This is a genomic window from Modestobacter sp. VKM Ac-2977 (assembly GCF_026968045.1).
Classification (GTDB): Bacteria; Actinomycetota; Actinomycetes; order Mycobacteriales; family Geodermatophilaceae; genus Modestobacter.
Genome location: NZ_JAPVBQ010000003.1, coordinates 402,728 through 423,639, shown reverse-complemented (window position 1 = coordinate 423,639; position 20,912 = coordinate 402,728). Strand labels below are relative to the sequence as shown.

The window sequence follows — 20,912 nt, the reverse complement described above, 5'->3', positions numbered from 1 at the left end:
CCTCACCTGACCCACTGAAGGAGCTCGTATGTCCCGCCTCCCCCTCCGCCGCGGGGCCGTCCGCGGCACCGCCCTGCTGGCCGCCGCACTCGTCCTCACCAGCTGCGGCGGTTCCGACTCCAGCGACGACACCGCGGCCGAGGGCACCGACCCGACGACCGGTTCGTCGGACGCCTTCCCGGTCACCGTCGAGACCGCCTTCGGCGACGTGACGGTCGAGGAGGAGCCGACCCGGGTGGTCGCGCTCGGCTGGGGCGACGCCGAGATGGCGCTGGCGCTCGGCGTCCAGCCGGTCGGCGCCAGCGACTGGCTCGGCTTCGGCGGCGAGGGCGTGGGCCCGTGGGCCGAGGGGCTCTACGACGAGGCGCCGGAGATCATCGAGACGCTGGAGCCCAGCCTCGAGGCGATCGCCGCGCTGGACCCCGACCTGATCCTGGACACCAAGTCCCCCGCCACCAAGGAGCGGTACGACGCGCTGAGCGCCATCGCGCCGACCATCAGCCAGCCGGTGGGCACCGACCCCTACATCGTCCCCTTCGAGGAGCAGCTCGACCTGGTCGGCCAGGCCCTGGGCAAGACCGAGGAGGCCGAGGAGGTCGAGGCCGAGGTCGACGCGGCCTTCGCCGCCGCCGCCGAGGCGCACCCGGAGTTCGACGGCACCGAGGTGGCGGTCGCCGCCTACACCTCCGAGGGCTTCGGCGCCTACGTCCGCGGCGACGCGCGGGTGGACTTCATGGAGCAGCTCGGCTTCACCAACTCCCCGGCGATCCAGGACCTGGCCACCGATGCCTTCACCGTCCCGGTCAGCGAGGAGCAGCTCCCCCTGCTCGACGCCGACCTGACCGTCGCCTTCCCGATCTTCGTCGAGGCCAGCGAGATCACCGACAACCCACTGTGGCAGGCGATCCCGTCCGTGCAGGCCGGCAACGCCGTGGTGCTGGACGACGAGACGCTGACCAACGCGTTCTCGATCGGCACGCCGCAGGGCATCCAGTACGCCCTGGACAACGCCGTCCCGCAGTTCGCCGACACGCTCGGCTGACCTGCCGCACCACTGATCGGACCGGCGCCGCCGGGCAGCACCTGGCTCAGCCCAGGAGCCGCCCGGCGGCGTCGGCGTCCCAGACCCGCACGGCGGCGACCAGCCGGCCGGTCAGCGTCCGCAGCAGGTGCGCCCCCTCCGCCGCCGAGGCGCCGGCCGGGTCGCCGAGCACCCCGTCCGGGCTCACCGCCCGCACGCCCTCGGTCCGCAGCCGGGGCAGCAGTTCCCCGATCGGTGCGGTCTCCCCCACGGCGGCGAGCTCCGGGCGGACACCAGCAGGTTCCACGTGCAACATCAGCGACGTCTCGGTGCGCCCGGCGTGCGCGTCGCCCCCGGGCACCCCGCACGGGAACCAGACGACGTCCCGGCCCTCGCGCCGCAGCTGTGGCACCGCCGCCCGCAGCGCCTCGACGTTGCCGCCGTGCCCGTTGACCACCAGCAGCCGGCCGGCCCAGCGTCCGGCCGAGCGCCCGTACTCCACCAGCAGGGTGGTCAGCGCGGCGGTCCCGATCGAGATGGTGCCGGGGAAGTCCTCGTGCTCACCACTGGCCCCGTACGCCAGCGCCGGGGCGAGCACCGCGCCGTCCAACTCCTCGACGGCGGCCTCCGCCACCGCCTGCGCGACCACGGTGTCCGTGGTCAGCGGCAGGTGGCGGCCGTGCTGCTCGACCGACCCGAGCGGGACGACGAGCAACGGCCGCCCCTCCAGGTCGGGCCAGGTCGCCCCGGTCAGCCGCACGACGTCGTCCACGGCTGGGCACCCTGCCAGACCGTGCGTGTCGTCTGCCGCCGGAGCGGGCAGGGCAGCTGCATGACCGACGAGACCCGCGCTGACGACACGCGCAAGGTGGCCGAACTGCTGAAGGACGAGCGGATCGCCGTGTTCACCACGATCACCGCCGACGGCACGCTGATGAGCCGGCCGATGTCCATGCAGCAGGTCGAGTTCGACGGCGACCTGTGGTTCTTCGCCAGCCGGAGCTCCCGCAAGGTCGCCCAGGTGACCGCGAACCCGCAGGTCAACGTGGCCACCTCGGGCAGTGACAGCTGGGTCTCACTGACCGGTCACGCCGTGGTGTTCGACGACCTGGCGAAGAAGCAGAAGCTGTGGAACCCGGTCGTCGGGGCCTGGTTCCCGAACGGCCCCGAGGACCCCGACGTGGTGCTGATCCGGGTGGACGCGGCCTCCGCCGAGTACTGGGACTCCCCCGGCGGGCGGCTCGCCAGCGTCTTCAGCTTCGCCAAGGCCAAGGTCACCGGGCAGCCGTACTCCGGCGGGGAGAACGAGACCGTCCAGCTCTGACCTGCACTCCCAGCAGCCGCACAGGGAACGCACCGACGACGTCCAGCGGGTGGGAGGACGGTGGAGCTCCGCCCACCCCTGGAGGTCCTGATGCTCTCCGTCGCCGTGCTCATCGCGTTCTTCGCCCTGCTCACCGTCGCCGACCTGCTGCCCGGCTCGGCCGACGCCCCTGGGTTGGTCGCCCCGCTGCGCTGACCGCCGCTGAGCCCGGCCGGGGCGTCGACCCGGCCGGGCTCGGGCGTCAGCTCAGCTGCAGCCCGGCCAGCGGGGACTCGTCGCAGATCTTGGCCGGCGGGATGGCCGGCATGCCCAGCAGCGTGGGCTGACCGCGTACCGGGCCGGTGTGCGAGTGGTCGAGGTGGCTCTTCGGCGTGACCGTCGCCGCGTCGCGGGCGGCCAGCGCGGTCTCGCCGTAGCCCTGCACGCACTCCGGGTCGGGGCCGTCCAGCGGGAGGCCGGTGAAGAACTTGGCCGCCATGCACCCGCCGCGGCAGGAGTCGAAGTGCTGGCACTTGGTGCAGGCGCCGCCGGTCTGCGGGTTGCGCAGGTCGGCGAACAGCTCACTGTTCTGCCACACCTGCTGGAAGCCGCCGGGTGAGCGCACGTTGCCGGCCAGGAAGTCCTCGTGGATGGCGAACGGGCAGGCGTAGACGTCCCCGACCGGGTCGATCAGGCACACGACCCGGCCGGCGCCGCACAGGTTCAGCCCGGGCAGGGCCTCGCCGAACGCGGAGAGGTGGAAGAACGAGTCGCCGGTGAGCACGTTGTCGCCGTTGGCCAGCAGCCAGGAGTACAGGTCCTTCTGCTGGGCCATCGTGGGGTGCAGCTGCTCCCAGACGTCGGCCCCACGGCCCGAGGGCCGCAGCCGGGTGATCCGCAGCTGGGCGCCGTAGGAGTCGGTGAGCGCCTTGAACTCGTCCAGCTGCCCGGCGTTCTCCCGGGTGACCACGACCGAGACCTTGAAGTCCTTCATCCCGGCCTCGGCCAGGTTCTCCAACGCCTTCGTGGCGGTGGCGAACGAGCCAGTGCCGCGGACCCGGTCGTTGACCTCCGCGGTGGCGCCGTCCAGGGAGATCTGCACGTCGACGTAGTCGGTGCGGGCCAGCTGCTGCGCCCGGGCCTTGTCCAGCTTCACGCCGTTGGTGGAGAACTTCACTCCGACGTCGTGCCCGATCGCATAGTCCAGCAGGTGCCAGAAGTCCGGCCGCACCGTGGGCTCGCCGCCACCGACGTTGACGTAGAAGACCTGCATCCGCTGCAGCTCGTCGATCACCGCCTCGGCCTCAGCGGTGGACAGCTCCCGGGGGTCCCGCCGTCCCGAGGAGGACAGGCAGTGCACGCACGCCAGGTTGCAGGCGTAGGTGAGCTCCCAGGTCAGGCAAATCGGGGCGTCCAGGCCGTACTCGAACTGGTCGATCAGCCTCCCGCCGGTGGGGCGGGAGGGGAGGACGGCGGTCACGCGGCTGCCTTCCGTCGTTCGATCATCTGCGACCGGGCCAGGTCGGCCAGCGCCTTCACGTAGGTCGGGCGCTGCGACTCCGGCACCTCGCACGCGACGAGGGCGGCCGTGGCGGTGGGGTGGTCGGCGAGGGTCTCCACGACCCGGACCAGCGTCTTCGACTTGAGGAAGGAGAGCTTCCGGGTGCCGAAGTGGTAGACCAGCGCCCCGAAGGGCTCCGGCCGCAGCGCGACCGACCGGGCACGCTGCCAGGGCAGCTCCGGGTCGAACACCGCTGGGTCGACCCCCGCTGGGGCCGGAGCAGGCGAGGTCATCGGGCGCGGATCAGTAGACGCCGCACATGCCGTCGATGGAGACCTCCTCCACGAGGGACTCCTCGACCAGGGCCTCCTCGGGGGCCGCGGGGGTCTCGACGGTGAGCTCGTCCTGCGTCGTCTCGGGCACGGTGCCTCCGGGTGAGCTGGGTCACGGACCTGACCCGGCAGACCGTAGGTGACACCCAGTGCCACCGGCAAGCGCTGCGACCGCTGAGCGCGGCGCCGGGGGGTCACCGCGCTGCCGGGGAGCAGGATGGGGACCGTGACCGAGACGATGGTCGCGGCCGACGCCCGCGAGGAGACCCGCGCCCGGATCGAGCAGGCCGCCCTCGACCTGTTCACCGCGCAGGGGTTCGAGGCGGTGACCATCGACGAGGTGGCCGACGCCGCCGGGATCAGCCGGCGCACCTTCTTCCGGCACTGCGGCACCAAGGCCGACGCGGTCTGGGGCCAGTTCGACGGCCACGTCGTCCGGCTGGAGGGGATGCTCGCCGCCGCTGCGGCTGACCAGCCGGTGCTGGCCTCGGTCTACGCCGCCTACGTCGAGGTGAACGACTACGCACCGGCCGACCTGCCGATGCTGCGCCAGCGGATGCGGCTGATCCTGACCGAGCCGGCGCTGCTGGCGCACTCCCAGGTGCGCTACGCCGACGTCGACCGGGTCGTCGCCGCGCACGTGGCGCGGCGGACCGGGGTGGCGCCGGATGCGCTGGTGCCGCGGCTGGTCGCGACGAGCACCCGCGCCGCCGCGACGACGGCCTTCGAGCTGTGGCTGGCCGACGGCCGGATCACCCTGGGCACCGCGCTGCACCAGGCGTTCGACGAGCTGGCCGCCGGCTTCCCGTCACTGCGGCTGCCCGGCTGACCGGGCAGCCGGGGGCGCGGGGCAGTCGAGCTGCTCCCGCGCCCCCGGCTCGGCTCAGACGGTCGCGGGCTTCACGGTGACGCCGCGCAGCACCTCGGACGGGCGCTGCTGCTCCCCCGCGTAGGAGCTGACGACGACGAGCGCCCCGGTGATGGCCGGGATCACCCACTGCAGCTGGTCCAGCCGCATCTGCGCGGCCGCGACCTCGCCGCGGGCCCGCTTGGAGGGCCTGGTGGCGCGCTTGGACGGGGTGGCGCCGCCCTGGTCGACGATCTTGCCGAGCAGCCGGCTGTAGGCGGTGACGCCGAGCGCGGCCGCCGTCAGCGCCGTCTTGGCCGTCGACATCGCCTTCACGCCCTGCTGCTGGGCGACGCGCTGCTTGTTCGCCTGCAGCTGGCCGACGCTGCCGATCAGGTGCGCGCCGATGGCGGCGGCGTTGACCGGCGTCCACCGGTTCCAGCCGGCGTTGGCGACGGCGCCGGTGGCGCGGGCGCTGCCCGCCTCGCCGGAGGCGGGGTTCAGCGCGACGGCGTTGGCGAGCGTGCCGCCGAACCAGGCGGCGAGGCCGACGTCGTGCAGGGAACGGGACAGGGTGTTGCGGGCCATCGCGGGGCTCCTCGGATCGTGGTGGACGCAGTCAGCGATCAGGGAGCCTGCTGAGGCACCCGTCACCGCCCTGCACGAGGGATGCGGTACCCGCCGGTCCTGCTTCCACGCGCCGGGCGTCGCGACACACCGGCGGAGCACTGCGAGACTGCCTCGGTGAACGCGCTGACCCACTCCGGTTCCGTCGTCGTCCGGTCCTCGCCCGAGGAGCTCTACGCGCTGGTGTCCGACGTGACCCGGACCGGCGAGTGGAGCCCCATCTGCACCGCCTGCTGGTGGGACGAGGGGGCCTCGGCCGAGGTGGGTGCCTGGTTCACCGGCCGCAACGAGGTGCCCGGGCGGACGTGGGAGACCCGCAGCCAGGTGGTGGCCGCCGAGCCCGGCCGGGAGTTCGCCTTCCTGGTCGGCGGGAAGCTGGTGCGGTGGGGCTTCACGATGGAGCCGGTCGCGGGCGGCACCCGGCTGACCGAGTCCTGGGAGTTCCTCCCCGCCGGCCAGGAGTTCTTCGCCGAGCGGTACGGCGCCGACGCCCAGCAGCAGATCGACGACCGCACCCACGCCGCCCACGCGGGCATCCCGGCCACGCTCGCCGCCCTCAAGGCCATCGCGGAGGCCGAGCCGCGCTGACCTCCAGGCCACTGCGGGGCCCCGGACCTGCCAGGTGCCCTCCCCCGGCCCAGGATGACCACGTGCCCGCACCCCCGCTCCCGCGCCTGATGGACCACGACACGGTCGACAAGATCGCGTCCCAGGTCCAGCTGTCCGGCAGCTACCTGCTGTTCATGGCCACGTCCGGGGTCCTCGCCTCGGTCGCGCTGCTGTCGGACTCGGTCCCGATCCTGATCGGGTCGATGATCGTGGCGCCGCTGATGCCCCCGTTGGCCCTGGTCCCGTTCGCGCTGGTGGCGCATCGTCGCGGCGAGGCCGGGCGCGGCCTGCGGGTCGCGCTGATCGGCCTCGCGGTGGCCTTCGCCGCCGCGTGGGCCACCACCGCGGTGATGACCGCGCTGGGTGTCGTCGCCCCGGACGCCGTGCTGATGGAACAGCCGCTCCTGCAGGAGCGCGTCCACCCCGGCTGGTGGTCCATGGCCGCCGCGGTGGCTGCCGGCCTGGCCGGGACGACCGCCCAGGCCGGCGAGAAGACCGACACCCTCATCGGCACCGTCGCTGCACTGGCCCTGGTCCCCGCCGTCGGTGCGTCGGCGATCGCGGTGCACGTCGGCGAGCTGGCCCCCGCACTCGGGGGGCTGCTGCTGCTCGGCATGAACGTCGGCCTGATCGTCGGGATGGGGATCGTCGCGCTGCTCTTCTCCGCGGGACGACGGGGGCTGCGGCCGCTGGCGCTGGTCCCGGTGGTCGTCGTCCTGGTCGTGGGCCTGTTGCTGGCCTGGGCCCAGTCGACCGGCACGGTCTCCGAGACGCCTCCGAACGCCGGGGTCACGTCCGACGCCGGGGCCGTCCAGAACCCCCGTTGACCCGTGGGTGGTCAGCGGCGGCGGAAGACGTACCCGCCGTGGTGGAGCAGGCCGTCGCAGAACCGGCCGTAGGCCCAGAAGCCGAGGTCGTCACGGTAGATGATGCGGTCCCCGCTGAGCCAGAACGCCCCCTGGTAGGCGTGCGGGCGGCCTCCCCGGGTCTCGTCGTACCGGCCGTCGGCGGTCAGCTCCTGGTGGATGAGACCGGTCTCGTCGACCCACGTCCCCAGATGCGGGCTGTCGGCCGGGGCGCGGCCCGGGCCCGTCTCGTCGATCGGGGCGGCGAGCCGGCGCCCGTTCCATCGCTGGACGACGCCGTCGGCCACGATCGCCGCAGCGCCGGCGGTGTACCAGACCAGCTGCTCGACCGGCCGGGTGTCCGCGGACGGGACCACGCCGAAGGTGGCCGGGTCGCCCGGCGTCAGGCTGCCGACCCGGTCCCGCTGCCCGGCCACTGCCCCGGTCTCGATGACCGCCGGCGCGATCGTGAACCCGGTGCAGTCGACGACCAGGGCGTCGTCCTCTTCAGCGGCGGTGTGCAGGCCCGGCCCCACCCGCACGATCTCGGTGCAGCGGAGCAGCACGTCGGCGTCGGTCAGGTCGCCGACCAGGGGGTCCATCGTGCGCACCGTCGCGTGCGTGAACAGCAGCGGGCGGTGCCCGCCTGCCTGGTTGGCGAGGAGCGCCGGGAGGACGTCGTCGCTCAGCTGGTGTGTCGTGGTCATGCCACGACCCTGTGGGCCCGACCGAGGGCCATCCAGGCCGCGCCGGACCTGGGTGCGGTGTACCCAGGGTCGGCGGGCGCGGTCAGGAGGCGAGGAACTCCTGCAGCCCGGCCAGCAGCCGGTCGACGTCGGCGTCGTCGTTGTACGGTGCCAGCCCGACCCGCAGGCCGCCGGTGTCGCCCAGCCCGAGGTGGCGGCTGGCCTCGAGCGCGTAGAACGAGCCGGCGGGGGCGTTGACGCCGCGCTCGGCCAGGGAGCGGTACGCGTCGGCGGCGTTGCGGCCGGCGAAGGTGAGCAGCAGGGTCGGGGTGCGGTGCGCGGCGCGCGACCACACGGTCACCCCGGGCAGGGCTCGGACGCCGTCCTCGATCCGCTCCCGCAGCCGGTCCTCGTGCTGCTCGATGGCGGCCATCGCGGCCACCAGCCGGCTGCGGCGGTCGCCCTCGGGGCCGGCCTGGGCGGCGAGCAGGTCGATCGCCGCCGTGGTGCCGGCCAGCAGCTCGTAGGGCAGCGTGCCCAGCTCGAACCGCTCCGGGACGGCGTTGCTGGAGGGCAGCAGCTTGTCCGGGTGGAGGGTCTCCAGCAGCTCCGGTGCGGCGACCAGGCAGCCGCAGTGCGGGCCGAGGAACTTGTAGGGCGAGCAGACGAAGAAGTCGGCCCCCAGCGCGGTGACGTCGACCGGCGCGTGGGCGGTCAGGTGCACGCCGTCCACCCAGGTCAGCGCCCCGGCCTCGTGCGCCAGCGCGGTGATCGCGGCGACGTCGGGGCGGGTGCCGATCAGGTTGGAGGCGCCGGTGACGGCGACCAGCCGGGTGCGCTCGGACAGCAGTGCCCCGACGGTCGCGGGGTCGAGCTCGCCGGTGGGCGGGTCGAAGTCGGCCCAGCGCACCGTGGCGCCCCGGGCCTCGGCTGCCTGCACCCAGGGACGGATGTTGGCGTCGTGGTCCAGCCGGGTCACGACCACCTCGTCGCCGGGCCCCCAGCCGGCGGAGAGCGCCCGGGACAGGTCGTAGGTCAGTGCGGTGGCGCTGCGCCCGAAGACGACGCCGCCGGGATCCCCGCCGGTCAGGTCGGCGACCGCCTGCCGGGCTTCCCGCACCACCGCGTCGGCGTTGCGCTCGGCCTGGGTGACCGAGCCGCGGTTGGCCATCGGCTGGGTCATCGTGGCGGCGACCGCCTGCGCGACGACGTCCGGCGTCTGCGAGCCGCCCGGGCCGTCGAAGTGCGCGGCACCGTCGGTGAGGGCGGGGAAGTGGGCGCGGAGTGCGGCGACGTCGAAGGGCCCGATGGCGGTCATCCGGCCACGCTAGCCGCGGGCGACGGCGGCCACGATCCGGTCCGGGCGCACCAGCACCGAACGCCTGCCGAGCCAGCGGACCAGCTCCGGCGAGCCGAGCTGGTCGGCCCGCACGACGGGACCCGGCCAGTCATCGGGCACCGGCCCGCCGGCCGTGAGCACCGCCCAGCCGGGGCCGAGCAGGTCGTCCAGCCGCGGGCTGCCAGGGACCGGCGGCTGCGGCACGAGCGACCCGACCGGCGAGCCGGGCGCGACGAGGGGCCGGCGCACCAGCGGCCCGCGACGCAGCGGCGGCGTCCGGCTGGCGGCGGCGAAGGCGGCCAGCCGCGGCAGCCTGCGCACCGCGGTCAGCACCGCCCGGCGCACCAGCACGGCCCGGTCGCCCCCACCGGTCATCAGCCGGCCGAGCAGCACCGCGACCCGGATCAGCGCCCGGGCGTGCGGCGCCCGTTCGGCCTGGTGGGTGTCGAGCAGGGCGTCGTCCGCGCCGTCGAGCACCGCCGCCAGCTTCCAGGCGAGCTGGTGCACGTCCCGCAGACCCAGGCCGAGGCCCTGGCCGATGAACGGCGGGGTCAGGTGGGCGGCGTCGCCGCAGAGCAGCACCCGCCGGTCGCGCCAGCGGTCGGCCACCTGGGCGGCGTAGGTGTACTCCGCGCTCCGGACGACGGTGCACCCCTGCGCCCCGAACCGGCCGAGCTGCGCCGGGAGATCGAGGTCCGCGGCGGACTCCCCCGCGGCCAGCCGGAACTCCGCGCGGTACCGGTCGCCGGCGATCGGCATGAACGTCGCCGGGCGGACCGGGTCGCAGACCTGGTGCACCCCGGGCCAGACGTCCAGCGGGGCGTCGGCGGCCAGGTCGACCACCAGCCAGCGCTCGGCCGGGCCGAGGTCGCACATCCACGACCCGATCAGCCGGCGCACCGTGCTGTTCGCGCCGTCGCAGCCCAGCACGGCGTCGGCGACCAGCTCCTCCTCGACGCCGGTGGCCCGGTCGCGGACGGTGAGCCGGACAGGTCCGGGTTGTTCCACGTGCAACACCTCGACCCCGCCGCGCAGCTCGGCCCGGGGCTCGGCGGCCAGCGCGTCGCGCAGCACCGCCTCCAGGTCGGGCTGGCTGAACATCGACGCCTGCGGCCAACCGTGCTCGCCGTCCCCCCGCCCGAACTCGACGAGCGTGCGGTGCTCGCCGTCCAGCAGGCGCAGCCCGGCCATCGGCCGGCTGACCGCGGCGAACGCCTCGGCGACGCCGGCGGCCTGCAGCACCCGCAGCGACTCGTCGTCCAGGTGCACCGCCCGCGGCTGCGGGTAGGCGGCCGGGTGGCGGTCGAGCACCAGGACGTCGATGCCCCGGCGGGCCAGCAGCAGCGCCGCCGTCACCCCGACCGGTCCGGCACCGACCACCACGACCGTCACGGCGATGAGTCTGCCCGTGGCCCGACCCCAGGACAGACGGCAGGCCACGGGCCAGGATGCCGGGCATGGACCTGCACCTGACCGCGCCGTTCACCATCGACACCTGGGACGCGGTCCCCGACCCGGAGACCGCCGAGCCCGGCGCGCCGGCCACCGCGCGGGTCGTGCTGGTGAAGACCTACCAGGGCGACAACCTCACCGGCTCGGCCACCGGCCACGCGCTCACCACCCAGGGCGAGCACGGCGCCTCCTACGTGGCGCAGGAGCGGATCACCGGCGCCCTCGCCGGCCGGCGGGGCAGCTTCGTCCTGGAGCACGGCGCCGCCATGGGCCAGGGCGTGGCGACCACCCAGTGGGCCCGGGTGGTCGCCGGTTCGGGCACCGCCGCGCTGGCCGGGCTGAGCGGCACGGGCACGGTCGCCCACGAGCTCCTCACCCTGGACGTCGTCCTGCCCGACTGACACCCCGCCCCGGCTGGGGCGGGGTGCCGACGGGTCACGGCTCGCCGGGCGTCCGGTTGGGGTCGGGGACCATGTCCGTGTGGTCCCGGCCGTCGCTGGGCGCGCGGCCGGTCGTGGGACTGTCCGCCGGCGACCCGGCCGTGTCGACGAGCTCGTTGTTCGGCTTCCCGGGCGACCGCCGCATCGCGATGATCAGTGCGGCGATCGCCACCAGCAGGACGGCCAGCCACAGCGTGCTCAGGTTGGCCCCGAACCCGTAGATCAGCACCAGCGAGATGCCACCGGCCATCAGGCAGTAGTAGATCGTCGGCAGGACGGTCTTGCGGATCAGGTCGCCCTCCCGCCCGATCAGGCCGACGGTGGCCGACGCCGCCACGATGTTGTGCACCGTGATCATGTTCCCGGCCGCGCCGCCGACCGCCTGGGTGGCGACGACGGTCTCCGGGGTCACCCCGATCTGCTCACCGGTGGAGAACTGGAAGAGCGAGAACATCAGGTTGCTGACCGTGTTGCTCCCGGCGACGAACGCCCCCAGCGCACCGATCCACGGGGCGAAGGCCGGCCAGGTGTCGCCCGCGATGGACGCCGCGCCCTCGGCCAAGGTCAGCGGCATCGACGCCAGCCCGGAGTCGTTGAAGTCGGCCCCGGAGTTGATGAACACCCGGACCAGCGGCAGCGCGAACAGCAGCGCCACCGCCGCACCGGCCAGCTGGCTGCCGGCCACCTTCCACGACGCGGCGATGTCGGCCGGCCGCATCCGGTGGATGGCGTAGGTGATCAGGCAGGTGAGGATGAACAGGAAGCCGGGCAGGTAGACCATCTGCAGCGCCTGGGCGATGCCGGTGCCGAAGATGTCGTCCACGGTGACGACCCGCCAGCCGGTGGTCAGGAACTCGGTGACCGGGTCGATGGTCCGGCTCAGCACCAGCAGGACGGCGACGATGACGTACGGCGTCCAGGCCAGCCAGATGCTCATCTTCTTGCCGGCGACGTCCTTCTCGTCCTCCGGGGAGAGGTTGCCCATCCAGTTGGTCGCCCACCGCTGCCGAGCCGGGAAGTCCCAGGTCTCCTTCGGCATCAGGAAGCCCCGGCTGGACGCGAACATCACCACGACCAGGCCGATCAGGCCGCCGAGCAGCGACGGGAACTCCGGCCCGAGCACCGCGGCGACGGTCACGTAGGGCACGGTCATCGCGAAGGCGGCGAAGAGCGCGAACGGCCAGATCGCCAGGCCGTCGGCGAACCGCTTCCGCTCGCCGAAGAAGCCGCACAGCATGCAGGCGAGGATCAGCGGGATGAGCGTGCCGATGGTGGCGTGGATGGCGGCCACCTGGAAACCGATCCGCTCCAGGAACTCGGGGAACTCGATGCCGAGGAACTCCGTCCGCGCCTCGACGGCGTCCGACCCGGTCAGCCCGCCGCTGACGCCGACCAGGATGGGCGTGCCGACGGCACCGAAGCTCACCGGCGTGCTCTGGATGATCAGGCCCACCATGACCGCGGCCATGGCCGGGAAGCCCAGCGCCAGCAGCAGCGGGGCGACCACGGCAGCAGGGGTGCCGAAGCCGGACGCGCCCTCGATGAAGCTGCCGAACAGCCAGCCGATGATGATCGCCTGCACCCGGCGGTCCGGGCTGATGCTGGTGAAGCCGGCGCGGATGGTCGCCATCGCGCCGCTCTTGGTGAGGGTCTCCAGCAGCAGCAGCGCACCGAAGACGATGTAGAGCAGCGTGAGGGCCAGCAGCAGCCCCTGGACCGCCGATGCGGCGATCGCGGTGGGGCTCATCTCCCAGGCGAACAGAGCGACGAGCACCACCACCACGAAGCCGATCGGCATGGCTCGTTTGGCGGGCCACCGGAGGCCGGCCAGCAGCACGCCGACCACCAGGATCGGGAGCAGGGCCAGCAGGCTGAGCACAGCGAGGTTGTCCACGTTGACGCCTCTCGTCGGCAGTGTCCGCACCATCGAGGGCGTGCGGAGTTGCTGCACTGTGACGCACCGCACGGTTGCCCGCCACCCCTGCGCACACGGTCGCGGAGCGCCGCCCAGCCGCGATCCCCGCCATCCCGCCTTGACGACGCCCACCCACCTCCGCACGCTGTGAGCGAGACCACATCAACGACGACGTGGTCGCAGCAGACCTGGAGGACATGAGTTGAAGACCAAGGGCGCCATCCTGTGGGGAATCGGCCAGGAGTGGTCGATCGAGGAGATCGAGATCGGGGACCCCCGGGCCAACGAGGTCACCGTGGAGCTCACGGCCTCCGGGCTGTGCCACTCCGACGAGCACCTGGTCACCGGCGGCACCCCGGTCGGCTCCTACCCGGTGCTCGGCGGGCACGAGGGTGCCGGCGTCGTGACCGAGGTGGGCCCCGGTGTCACCGGGCTGGCCGTCGGCGACCACGTCGTCACCGCGTTCATCCCGGCCTGCGGGCAGTGCCCGCCCTGTTCCAACGGCCACCAGAACCTCTGCGACCTCGGCGCCAGCCTGCTCGCCGGGACGTCGATATCCGACGGCTCCTACCGGGTGCAGACCGGCGGCAAGGACGTCGTCCCGATGTGCCTGCTGGGCACGTTCGCCCCCTACATCACCGTGCACGAGGCGTCGGTGATCAAGATCGACCCGAGCATCCCGCTGGAGGTCGCCGCGCTGGTCGGCTGCGGCGTGACCACCGGCTGGGGCTCGGCGACGAAGGTGGCAGACGTCCGCCCGGGCGAGACGGTCGTGATCATGGGCGCCGGCGGCGTGGGGATGAACGCGATCCAGGGCGCCGCGGCCGCCGGGGCGCTGCGCGTGGTGGTGATCGAGCCGGTCGCCGCGAAGCACCAGTGGGCCAAGGACTTCGGCGCCACCCACGTGTTCTCGACCATCGAGGAGGCCACGCCGGTGGTCAACGAGATGACCTGGGGCCGGATGGCCGAGAAGGCGATCATCACCGTCGGCGACATCCAGGGGGAGGACGTCCAGGCCGCGGTCTCGATGATCGGCAAGGGCGGCCGGGTCGTCGTCACCGGCATGGGCAACGCGGCCAACATGGACGTGAAGCTCAACCTGTTCGAGTTCACGCTGCTGCAGAAGGACCTGCAAGGCGCGATCTTCGGCGGCGCGAACCCGCGCGCGGAGATCCCCGCCCTGCTCGCCCTCTACCAGGCAGGTCAGCTCAAGCTCGACGGGCTGGTGACGCAGAAGTACTCCCTGGCCGAGATCAACCAGGGGTACCAGGACATGCGCGACGGCAAGAACATCCGCGGGATGGTCGTCTACACCGACGCCGACCGCTGACCGAGCCCGCGCCCCGTCGGCGGACGGGGCGCGGGCCGCACGGCGGCACCCGCCTGCGCCGGGTCCAGCGGGACGGCGGCGCGCAGCACGGCCGGGCCCAGCCGGAGCACGCCGTCCGACCGTGGTGCGCAGCGGACCCCCGCCCGCCCGCGGAGCCCGCGGTGTGCGCCGGGGGTGAGTGCGAGGTCGAGCCAGGCGCACGGGTTCGCCGGCCGCCCACCGGCCAGGACGACGACCCCCTCCCCGCAGTCCAGGCTGAACGGCTGCCCGCGCAGCACCTCGACCTCCGCACCCCGCAGGACGACGTTGCGCCGGGCGGCGAGCGGGTCCCACGGCGCGCTGCCCAGCTCGCCGGCCAGCCGCTCCAGGCCCTCGGCGGCGAGCACCGTCACCGAGGCGTCCCGGTGGGCGGGCCGGCCGAAGTAGCGGTCGCCGACGATGCCCAGCCCGGCCCGCACCTCGACCCGGTCGGTGCGCTCGACCGGTCCGGCCAGGGCGGGGTCGGGCCGGCCGTCCCAGCGGTGCGCCGGGGAGGCGAGCAGCCCGACGACCTCGACGTCGTAGCGGTACGGCAGGTCGTCGTCCGTCACCCGTCGATCGTCCCCCCTCGACTCCCTCGACCACCGAAATGGCCATTTCGGTGGTGGGGCCCAGGGGCCAGAGTCGCGACTTTGGCCCCTGGAGGGCGACCGGTGGGGAAGGCTGCGGGCGTGGACCGCCAGACCGCCCTCGACCGTGCCGCCGAGCAGCTCGACTCCGGCGTCTTCCTGACCGACCTGGCCCGCCGGGTCACGCTGCCCACGGAGAGCGCCGACCCCGCCCGCGAGCCGGTGCTGCGGGAGTACCTGACCGCCGAGATGGTGCCGCTGGTGGAGCGGCTGGGCTTCACCGCGCGGATCGTGGAGAACCCGGTCTCACCCCGCCACCCCTTCCTGGTCGCGCGGCGGGTCGAGGACCCCGGCCTGCCCACCGTGCTCACCTACGGCCACGGCGACGTACAGCCCGCCCACCCGGAGCAGTGGCGGGAAGGGCTCGACCCCTGGCAGGTCGTGGTCGAGGGCGACCGCTGGTACGGCCGCGGCGTCGCCGACAACAAGGGCCAGCACAGCGTCAACCTGGTCGCGCTGGAGCAGGTGCTCGCCGTGCGCGACGGCCGGCTGGGCTACAACGTCACGCTGCTGCTGGACATGGGCGAGGAGTTCGGCTCCCCCGGCCTGGACGAGGTCTGCGACCAGCTGCGCGACGAGCTCGCCGCCGACCTGCTGATCGGCTCGGACGGCCCGCGGGTCGCCGCCGACCGGCCCACGGTCTTCCTGGGCACCCGGGGCGCGGTGAACCTGACGCTGTCGGTGCGCGCCCGTGCCGCGGCGCACCACTCCGGCAACTGGGGCGGCGTGCTCACCAACCCGGCCACGGTGCTGGCCAACGCGCTGGCCAGCCTGGTCGACGGCCGCGGCCGGTTGCTGGTCGAGGGCCTGCGCCCGGACGGCGTCCCCGAGCCGGTGCGGCGCGCGCTGCTGGACGTGCCGCTGGACCAGGGGCCGGACGCACCCGCCATCGACCCGGAGTGGGGCGAGCCCGGGCTGACGCCCAGCGAGCGGCTGTTCGGCTGGAACACCCTCGAGGTGCTGGCGATGACCGCCGGCGACCCGGACGCCCCGGTCGGCGCCATCCCGCCGTATGCCCGGGCGCACTGCCAGCTGCGCTTCGTCGTCGGCACGGACGGCGGCTCGGTGGCCGACCGGGTGCGCGCCCACCTGGCCGCGGCCGGCTTCGGTGCGGTCGAGGTCAGCCAGGACCTCGCGATGGCCGCCACCCGCCTCGACCCGGAGGACCCCTGGGTCGCCTGGACGCTCGCCTCCCTGGAGCGCTCCACCGGCGTCCGGCCCGCGCTGCTGCCCAACCTGGGCGGGTCGCTGCCCAACGGTGCCTTCGCCGACGTGCTCGGGCTGCCGACGGTCTGGGTGCCGCACTCCTATCCCGGCTGCGCCCAGCACGCCCCGGACGAGCACCTGCCGATCGCGCTGGTCCGGGAGTCCCTGCAGGTCATGGCCGGCCTGTGGTGGGACCTCGCCGAGCTCGCCCCCGCCTGGCCCCCGCCGTCCCACCCGGCCTGACCCACCTGGCCGGACCCACCACCAAAATGGCCATTTCGGTGGCCCGGGCTCAGGGGCCAAGATCGCGAGTTCGGCCCCTGCTAGCGGTCGGCGGTGCGGTGGATGGGGCCGGCGACCTCGGCCAGCCGCTCGCCGGTGCCGCCCCAGCGGCCGGCGATGATCTCGGCGGCGATCGAGACGGCGGTCTCCTCCGGGGTGCGGGCGCCCAGGTCCAGCCCGATCGGTGAGGCGAGACGGACCAGTTCGTCCTCGGTCAGCCCGGCCTCGCGCAGCCGGGCCAGCCGCTCGTCGTGGGTGCGCCGGGAGCCCATCGCGCCGACGTAGGCCACCGGCAGCCGCAGCGCGACCTCCAGCAGCGGGACGTCGAACTTCGGGTCGTGGGTGAGCACGCACAGCACCGTGCGCTCGTCGAGCGCCCCGGCGTCCACCTGGGCCTGCAGGTACTTGTGCGGCCACTCCACGACGACCTCGTCGGCGTCGGGGAAGCGGCGGGCGGTGGCGAACACCGGCCGGGCGTCGCAGACGGTCACCCGGTAGCCGAGGAACGACCCCACCCGGGCGACGGCGGCAGCGAAGTCGATCGCGCCGAACACCACCATCCGCGCCGGCGGGGCGAAGGAGGAGACGAACAGGGTCAGCTCGTCGCCGCGCCGCTCGCCGTCGTGGCCGTAGGTGAGGGTCGCCGTCCGGCCGGCGGCGAGCATGCCGCGGGCGTCGTCGGCGACGGCGTCGTCCAGCCGCTGGGCGCCGAGCGTGCCCGAGGCGCGGTCCGGCCAGAGCACCAGCCGCTTGCCCAGCCGGTCGGCCGGGCCCTTGACGCAGGTGACGACGGCGACCGGCTCGTGCGCGCCCACCGACGCCGCCACGTCACCGAGCTCGGGGAAGGACTCGCGGGAGATCGCCTCCACGTAGACGTCGAGGATCCCGCCGCAGGTCAGCCCCACGGCGAAGGCGTCGTCGTCGCTCACCCCGTACCGCTCCAGGGTGGGCTCGCCGCTGGCGAGGACGTCCTGCGCCTCCGCGTAGACCGCGCCCTCGACGCAGCCGCCGGAGACGCTGCCCACCGCCGTCCCGTCCGGGCCGACCAGCATCGACGCCCCCGCCGGGCGCGGCGCGGAACGCCAGGTGCCCACCACGGTGCCCACGCCGACGGTCTCCCCCGCCTGCCACCACCCGACCAGGTCGTCAAGAACGTCGCGCATCTGCGTCCTCCTGTCGGTCGGCCTCGGTCGGAGGCTCGCCGCGAGCTTGCGAGTGGTGAGGGGACCGAGGTCCTTCAAGCACGCGTGATCACCCCTGCCAGTTCCTCGAAGGCGGCCAGGCTGTGCCCGGCGACGAAGCAGTCGATCGACGGCAGCGCCGCCACCATCCCGCCGGTCAGCGGCTCGTAGCCGGCCCGGCCCTTGTGCGGGTTCACCCAGACGACGGCGTGCGCCAGCCGGGCCAGCCGGGCCATCTGCTCGCCCAGCAGCTCCGGGCCGCCGCGCTCCCAGCCGTCGCTGCAGACCACCACGATCGCGCCGCGGGCGGTGCCACGCTGGCCCCAGCGGTCGAGGAACGCCTTGAGCACCTCGCCGATCCGGGTGCCGCCGGACCAGTCGGGGATCGCCGAACCGCTGGCGGCCAGCGCCTTGTCCGGGTCGCGCAGCCGCAGTTCGCGGGTCACCCGGGTCAGCCGGGTGCCGATGGTGAAGACCTCGGTGCTGGCCGGCCGGGCGCGGACGGCGGCGTGCGCGAACCGCAGGAGGGCGTCGGCGTAGGGGCTCATCGACCCGGAGACGTCGATCAGCAGCACCACCCGGCGCGGGCGCGGGCGGGCCCGGTGGTGCACCAGCCGGGTGATCTCGCCACCGTCGCGCAGCGCCCGCCGCACCGTGCGCGCCTGGTGGATCGCCCCGTGTGCCGACGGGCTGCGGCGCCTGGACGCGCGCATCGGGCTGGCCGGGACCAGCAGGGCGAACAGCCGGCGCAACTGGTCGCGCTCGGCCACGGTCAGCTCGGCGACGTCCCGGTGCCGGAGCACCTCCTCGCCGCTGGCCTGGGTGGCCAGCTCGGTGGGCTCCCCGCCCTCCTGGCTGCCCTCACCGGTCTGCAGCGGCGCGGACTGCGCGACCCGCTGCTCCTCCGCCCCCGACGGCCGCCGGGCCCGCGGCGCCTCGCCCCCGAAGTAGGCGGCGAAACCGGCGTCGTAGCGCTCGAGGTCGTCGGGGCTGGCGCAGAGGGTCAGCCGGCCGGACCAGTAGACGGCGGTGGGGTCCAGGACGTCGAGGTGCGCGACCGCGGCGAGCATCGCCTCGACCCGGTCGGGGGAGGCGTCGACGCCGGCGTGCCGCAACGTGCGGGCGAACCCCAGCACGGTCGTGACGACGTCCCGCTGCTCACCCGCCACCGAACAGCGCTCCCCGGGCGAGGGCCTGCACGCGGTCGGTGTCCTCCCGGTACTTCAGCACCGCCCCGAGGGTGCGGGCCGCGGTGTCCGGGTCGAGCTCGCGGGCGCCGAGGGCGTGCAGCGCGGTCGCCCAGTCCATCGCCTCGGCGACCCCGGGCGGCTTGAGCAGATCGAGCTCACGGAGTCGGGCCGTGGCGCGGGCGACCTGACGGGCCAGCTCCTCGGTGACGTCCGGGAGCCGGCGGCGCAGGATCGCCACCTCGCGCTCGAAGTCGGGGTGTTCCAGCCAGTGGTAGAGGCAGCGGCGCTTGAGCGCGTCGTGCACCTCGCGGGTGCGGTTGGAGGTGAGGACGACGAGCGGCGGCGTCTGCGCCCGGATCGTGCCCAGCTCCGGGATGGAGATGGTGAAGTCGCTGAGCACCTCGAGCAGGAACGCCTCGAACTCGTCGTCGGCCCGGTCGACCTCGTCGATGAGCAGCACCGACGGGGAGTCCTCCAGGGCCTGCAGCAGCGGGCGGGCCAGCAGGAACCGGCGGTCGTAGAGCGAGGCCTCCAGCTCCTCGGCGCGCTCGGCGGTACCGGCGGCCTCGGCAGCGCGCAGGTGCAGCAGCTGGCGGCCGAAGTCCCAGTCGTAGAGGGCGTGACTGGCCTCCAGGCCCTCGTAGCACTGCAGCCGGTAGATCGGCCGGCCGGTGACGTCGGCGAGTGCCCGGGCCAACGCGGTCTTGCCGACCCCGGCCTCGCCCTCCAGGAACAGCGGGCGGTGCATCACCAGCGCCAGGTAGGCCGCCGTCGCCAGGCCCTCGTCGGGCAGGTAGCCGGCGTCCTCCAGCGCAGCGGCCAGCGCCGCGGGGTCAGCGGGCAGCGTGGGCTCGGTCACAGGTCGCAGCATCCCATCCGCACGCCGGTGGTGATCAGTCCGCCGTCATCACCGTCAGGTACTCGTCGTAGCTGGCGATGACGTCCTCCAGGTCGACGGCCTCCGGGAAGTCGGCGACGTCCTGGTGCCTGCGCAGGAACTGCACGGTGCGCAGGACCACGTCTTCCTCGTCGTCGGCGCCGAGCTGGTCCATCACCTCGGGGGTCACCTTGAACCAGGTGCGCACGTCCTCCAGCTCGCTCGGCTGGGTCACGAGGTAGCCGTGCTCACCCTGGGCATCGATCTCGATGTCGTCGGCCATGCACCCGACCTACCCGCGCGCCGCCAGCCAAACGCCCGGACGGCGGAGGGCGTGAGCCTGCGCAGGAACCGGACAGCTCGACGGACAGCCGGGCGGCGACCACCCACGGGACGGGGACAGCAGCCGGGCGGCGCCAGGTCAGAAGGGCGGTGGACCGTCGGCCGGGTCGGCCAGTAGTGGCTGAACAAAGGGGTCGGTGTTGCGGCGCTGGGGTGCTCGTGGTCGTTGGCCGGGTGGGCGGGTGGTCCTGGTGATGCCGTCGGGGGTGCTGACGTGCAGGGCGCTGTCGGGGGTGCTGACGTGCAGGGCGCCGTCGGCGGCGATGCGGAAGTGCCAGCCGGGAGCGAAGGCTTGAGCCGGCGGTGGGAGCGACACAGGCACCACAGGTTCCTCATTTGCGCCTCACATGACCCCTCGTGTCGACGCCTCGATCCGCCGCGATTTATGCACATCAGCAGCGACCAGACAGGCAAGGCACTCGGCCTGCGACGCCAGCTGGAGGACTGCCGCTAGCAGCCCGCCGAACTGGACGCAGACAGAACAGATGAGGCAACCGAAGGCCTCCCGAGCAACCGATCAGCGACTGATCGGTTCCGGCGCCTATGCCCCCGAAGGGTCTGCTGCTTCGGCATCAGCAGCCGGTTACCCACACACGCAAGAGGCGATGGCCCGCCGGAACTGGGGCCCTGCACGGCTGTGCAGTGTGCGCTACGCGCACCGCTTCTCCGCGGCCGCCCAGGCCGTCCACGACCCCCACGCTTCCGTCAAGGCACCATGCTCCGGATTGACGAACCCGCCGGACCGGGCGTGCGCCACACCCGCACCCCCAGACGGTCCAGGGCCCCACCAGCCACAGCAGCGAGCCGACCAGCGACACCAGCCGCCTTGACCGTGCGCGCGACAAGAGGGCACCAACCAGCGACGCCGCCGCCGGGATAGCCCAGGACAAGCAGCGGGCAGGTCCCGAGCTACGTTGCT

Annotated in this window: 22 protein-coding genes; 8 read left to right on the top strand and 14 right to left on the bottom strand. The window is 73.9% G+C overall.

Annotated elements, in window-relative coordinates; translation table 11 throughout:
• Positions 1–28: 28 nt before the first annotated feature.
• Positions 29–1,042: an iron-siderophore ABC transporter substrate-binding protein gene (locus O2V63_RS14800; RefSeq protein ID WP_269168321.1), complete on the top strand. Its 1,014-nt coding sequence runs from the start codon at positions 29–31 to the stop codon at positions 1,040–1,042.
• A 46-nt stretch (positions 1,043–1,088) separates the two neighbouring features.
• Here the strand turns inward: O2V63_RS14800 and mftE are convergent, their stop codons facing one another.
• On the bottom strand, positions 1,089–1,793 hold the full coding sequence (mftE, locus tag O2V63_RS14795; protein ID WP_269168320.1) for a mycofactocin biosynthesis peptidyl-dipeptidase MftE: 705 nt from the start codon (positions 1,791–1,793) through the stop codon (positions 1,089–1,091).
• Between the two features lie 60 nt (positions 1,794–1,853).
• Here mftE and O2V63_RS14790 point away from each other — a divergent pair, with 60 nt between their 5' ends.
• Positions 1,854–2,345, top strand: coding sequence for a pyridoxamine 5'-phosphate oxidase family protein (locus tag O2V63_RS14790; protein WP_269168319.1), 492 nt, complete (start codon positions 1,854–1,856; stop codon positions 2,343–2,345).
• A 241-nt stretch (positions 2,346–2,586) separates the two neighbouring features.
• Here O2V63_RS14790 and mftC read toward each other — a convergent pair whose 3' ends face one another.
• From mftC to mftA, 3 genes are read right to left on the bottom strand one after another with little or no spacing between them, the layout of a single operon-like run.
• Positions 2,587–3,804: a mycofactocin radical SAM maturase gene (mftC, locus tag O2V63_RS14785; RefSeq protein ID WP_269168318.1), complete on the bottom strand. Its 1,218-nt coding sequence runs from the start codon at positions 3,802–3,804 to the stop codon at positions 2,587–2,589.
• Entirely contained in the window at positions 3,801–4,118 is a 318-nt protein-coding gene (mftB, locus tag O2V63_RS14780) for a mycofactocin biosynthesis chaperone MftB (protein ID WP_269168317.1), read from the bottom strand. The genes mftC and mftB overlap by 4 nt, the downstream gene beginning before the upstream one ends.
• A 10-nt stretch (positions 4,119–4,128) precedes the next feature.
• Entirely contained in the window at positions 4,129–4,248 is a 120-nt protein-coding gene (gene mftA / locus O2V63_RS14775; protein ID WP_064972396.1) for a mycofactocin precursor MftA, read from the bottom strand.
• Positions 4,249–4,383: 135 nt separating this feature from the next.
• On the opposite strand from mftA, the gene mftR reads away from it, so the two are divergent.
• Entirely contained in the window at positions 4,384–4,986 is a 603-nt protein-coding gene (gene mftR / locus O2V63_RS14770) for a mycofactocin system transcriptional regulator (protein WP_036335607.1), read from the top strand.
• A 54-nt stretch (positions 4,987–5,040) separates the two neighbouring features.
• Here the strand turns inward: mftR and O2V63_RS14765 are convergent, their stop codons facing one another.
• On the bottom strand, positions 5,041–5,592 hold the full coding sequence (locus tag O2V63_RS14765; protein WP_269168315.1) for a hypothetical protein: 552 nt from the start codon (positions 5,590–5,592) through the stop codon (positions 5,041–5,043).
• 156 nt (positions 5,593–5,748) lie between these two features.
• Here O2V63_RS14765 and O2V63_RS14760 point away from each other — a divergent pair, with 156 nt between their 5' ends.
• Positions 5,749–6,219: an SRPBCC family protein gene (locus O2V63_RS14760; protein WP_269168314.1), complete on the top strand. Its 471-nt coding sequence runs from the start codon at positions 5,749–5,751 to the stop codon at positions 6,217–6,219.
• A 62-nt stretch (positions 6,220–6,281) separates the two neighbouring features.
• The gene (locus O2V63_RS14755) at positions 6,282–7,067 is read left to right on the top strand and encodes a DUF389 domain-containing protein (protein WP_269168313.1); all 786 of its coding nucleotides are present in this window, start codon (positions 6,282–6,284) and stop codon (positions 7,065–7,067) included.
• Between the two features lie 11 nt (positions 7,068–7,078).
• On the opposite strand, the gene O2V63_RS14750 is transcribed toward O2V63_RS14755, so the two are convergent.
• The 3 genes from O2V63_RS14750 to O2V63_RS14740 form a co-directional block, all read right to left on the bottom strand.
• Positions 7,079–7,792 carry an Atu4866 domain-containing protein gene (locus O2V63_RS14750; protein ID WP_269168312.1) on the bottom strand — a complete coding sequence of 238 codons (714 nt, stop codon included), beginning with the start codon at positions 7,790–7,792 and terminating at the stop codon, positions 7,079–7,081.
• Between the two features lie 82 nt (positions 7,793–7,874).
• Positions 7,875–9,089 (bottom strand): cysteine desulfurase-like protein, encoded by a 1,215-nt coding sequence (locus tag O2V63_RS14745; protein ID WP_269168311.1) that lies wholly within the window; start codon positions 9,087–9,089, stop codon positions 7,875–7,877.
• 9 nt (positions 9,090–9,098) lie between these two features.
• On the bottom strand, positions 9,099–10,502 hold the full coding sequence (locus O2V63_RS14740) for a bifunctional 3-(3-hydroxy-phenyl)propionate/3-hydroxycinnamic acid hydroxylase (protein WP_269168310.1): 1,404 nt from the start codon (positions 10,500–10,502) through the stop codon (positions 9,099–9,101).
• Positions 10,503–10,567: 65 nt separating this feature from the next.
• Here O2V63_RS14740 and O2V63_RS14735 point away from each other — a divergent pair, with 65 nt between their 5' ends.
• Complete coding sequence (locus O2V63_RS14735) at positions 10,568–10,963, top strand: DUF3224 domain-containing protein (RefSeq protein ID WP_269168309.1); 396 nt, start codon at positions 10,568–10,570, stop codon at positions 10,961–10,963.
• Between the two features lie 34 nt (positions 10,964–10,997).
• Here O2V63_RS14735 and O2V63_RS14730 read toward each other — a convergent pair whose 3' ends face one another.
• Entirely contained in the window at positions 10,998–12,896 is a 1,899-nt protein-coding gene (locus O2V63_RS14730) for an L-lactate permease (RefSeq protein WP_269168308.1), read from the bottom strand.
• Positions 12,897–13,119: 223 nt separating this feature from the next.
• Here O2V63_RS14730 and O2V63_RS14725 point away from each other — a divergent pair, with 223 nt between their 5' ends.
• Complete coding sequence (locus O2V63_RS14725; protein ID WP_269168307.1) at positions 13,120–14,247, top strand: NDMA-dependent alcohol dehydrogenase; 1,128 nt, start codon at positions 13,120–13,122, stop codon at positions 14,245–14,247.
• Here the strand turns inward: O2V63_RS14725 and O2V63_RS14720 are convergent.
• Complete coding sequence (locus O2V63_RS14720) at positions 14,226–14,837, bottom strand: MOSC domain-containing protein (RefSeq protein WP_269168306.1); 612 nt, start codon at positions 14,835–14,837, stop codon at positions 14,226–14,228. The genes O2V63_RS14725 and O2V63_RS14720 overlap by 22 nt on opposite strands.
• Before the next feature lie 120 nt (positions 14,838–14,957).
• Here O2V63_RS14720 and O2V63_RS14715 point away from each other — a divergent pair, with 120 nt between their 5' ends.
• Entirely contained in the window at positions 14,958–16,364 is a 1,407-nt protein-coding gene (locus O2V63_RS14715) for a M20 family metallopeptidase (protein WP_269168305.1), read from the top strand.
• Between the two features lie 80 nt (positions 16,365–16,444).
• On the opposite strand, the gene O2V63_RS14710 is transcribed toward O2V63_RS14715, so the two are convergent.
• The 4 genes from O2V63_RS14710 to O2V63_RS14695 form a co-directional block, all read right to left on the bottom strand.
• Positions 16,445–17,566, bottom strand: coding sequence for an XdhC family protein (locus tag O2V63_RS14710; RefSeq protein WP_269162493.1), 1,122 nt, complete (start codon positions 17,564–17,566; stop codon positions 16,445–16,447).
• 74 nt (positions 17,567–17,640) lie between these two features.
• Positions 17,641–18,753 carry a vWA domain-containing protein gene (locus O2V63_RS14705; protein ID WP_269168304.1) on the bottom strand — a complete coding sequence of 371 codons (1,113 nt, stop codon included), beginning with the start codon at positions 18,751–18,753 and terminating at the stop codon, positions 17,641–17,643.
• Positions 18,743–19,633, bottom strand: coding sequence for an AAA family ATPase (locus O2V63_RS14700; RefSeq protein ID WP_269168303.1), 891 nt, complete (start codon positions 19,631–19,633; stop codon positions 18,743–18,745). Before O2V63_RS14700 ends, O2V63_RS14705 begins: the two co-directional genes overlap by 11 nt.
• 34 nt (positions 19,634–19,667) lie before the next feature.
• Positions 19,668–19,934 carry a hypothetical protein gene (locus O2V63_RS14695; protein ID WP_269162488.1) on the bottom strand — a complete coding sequence of 89 codons (267 nt, stop codon included), beginning with the start codon at positions 19,932–19,934 and terminating at the stop codon, positions 19,668–19,670.
• Between the last annotated feature and the right edge of the window lie 978 nt (positions 19,935–20,912).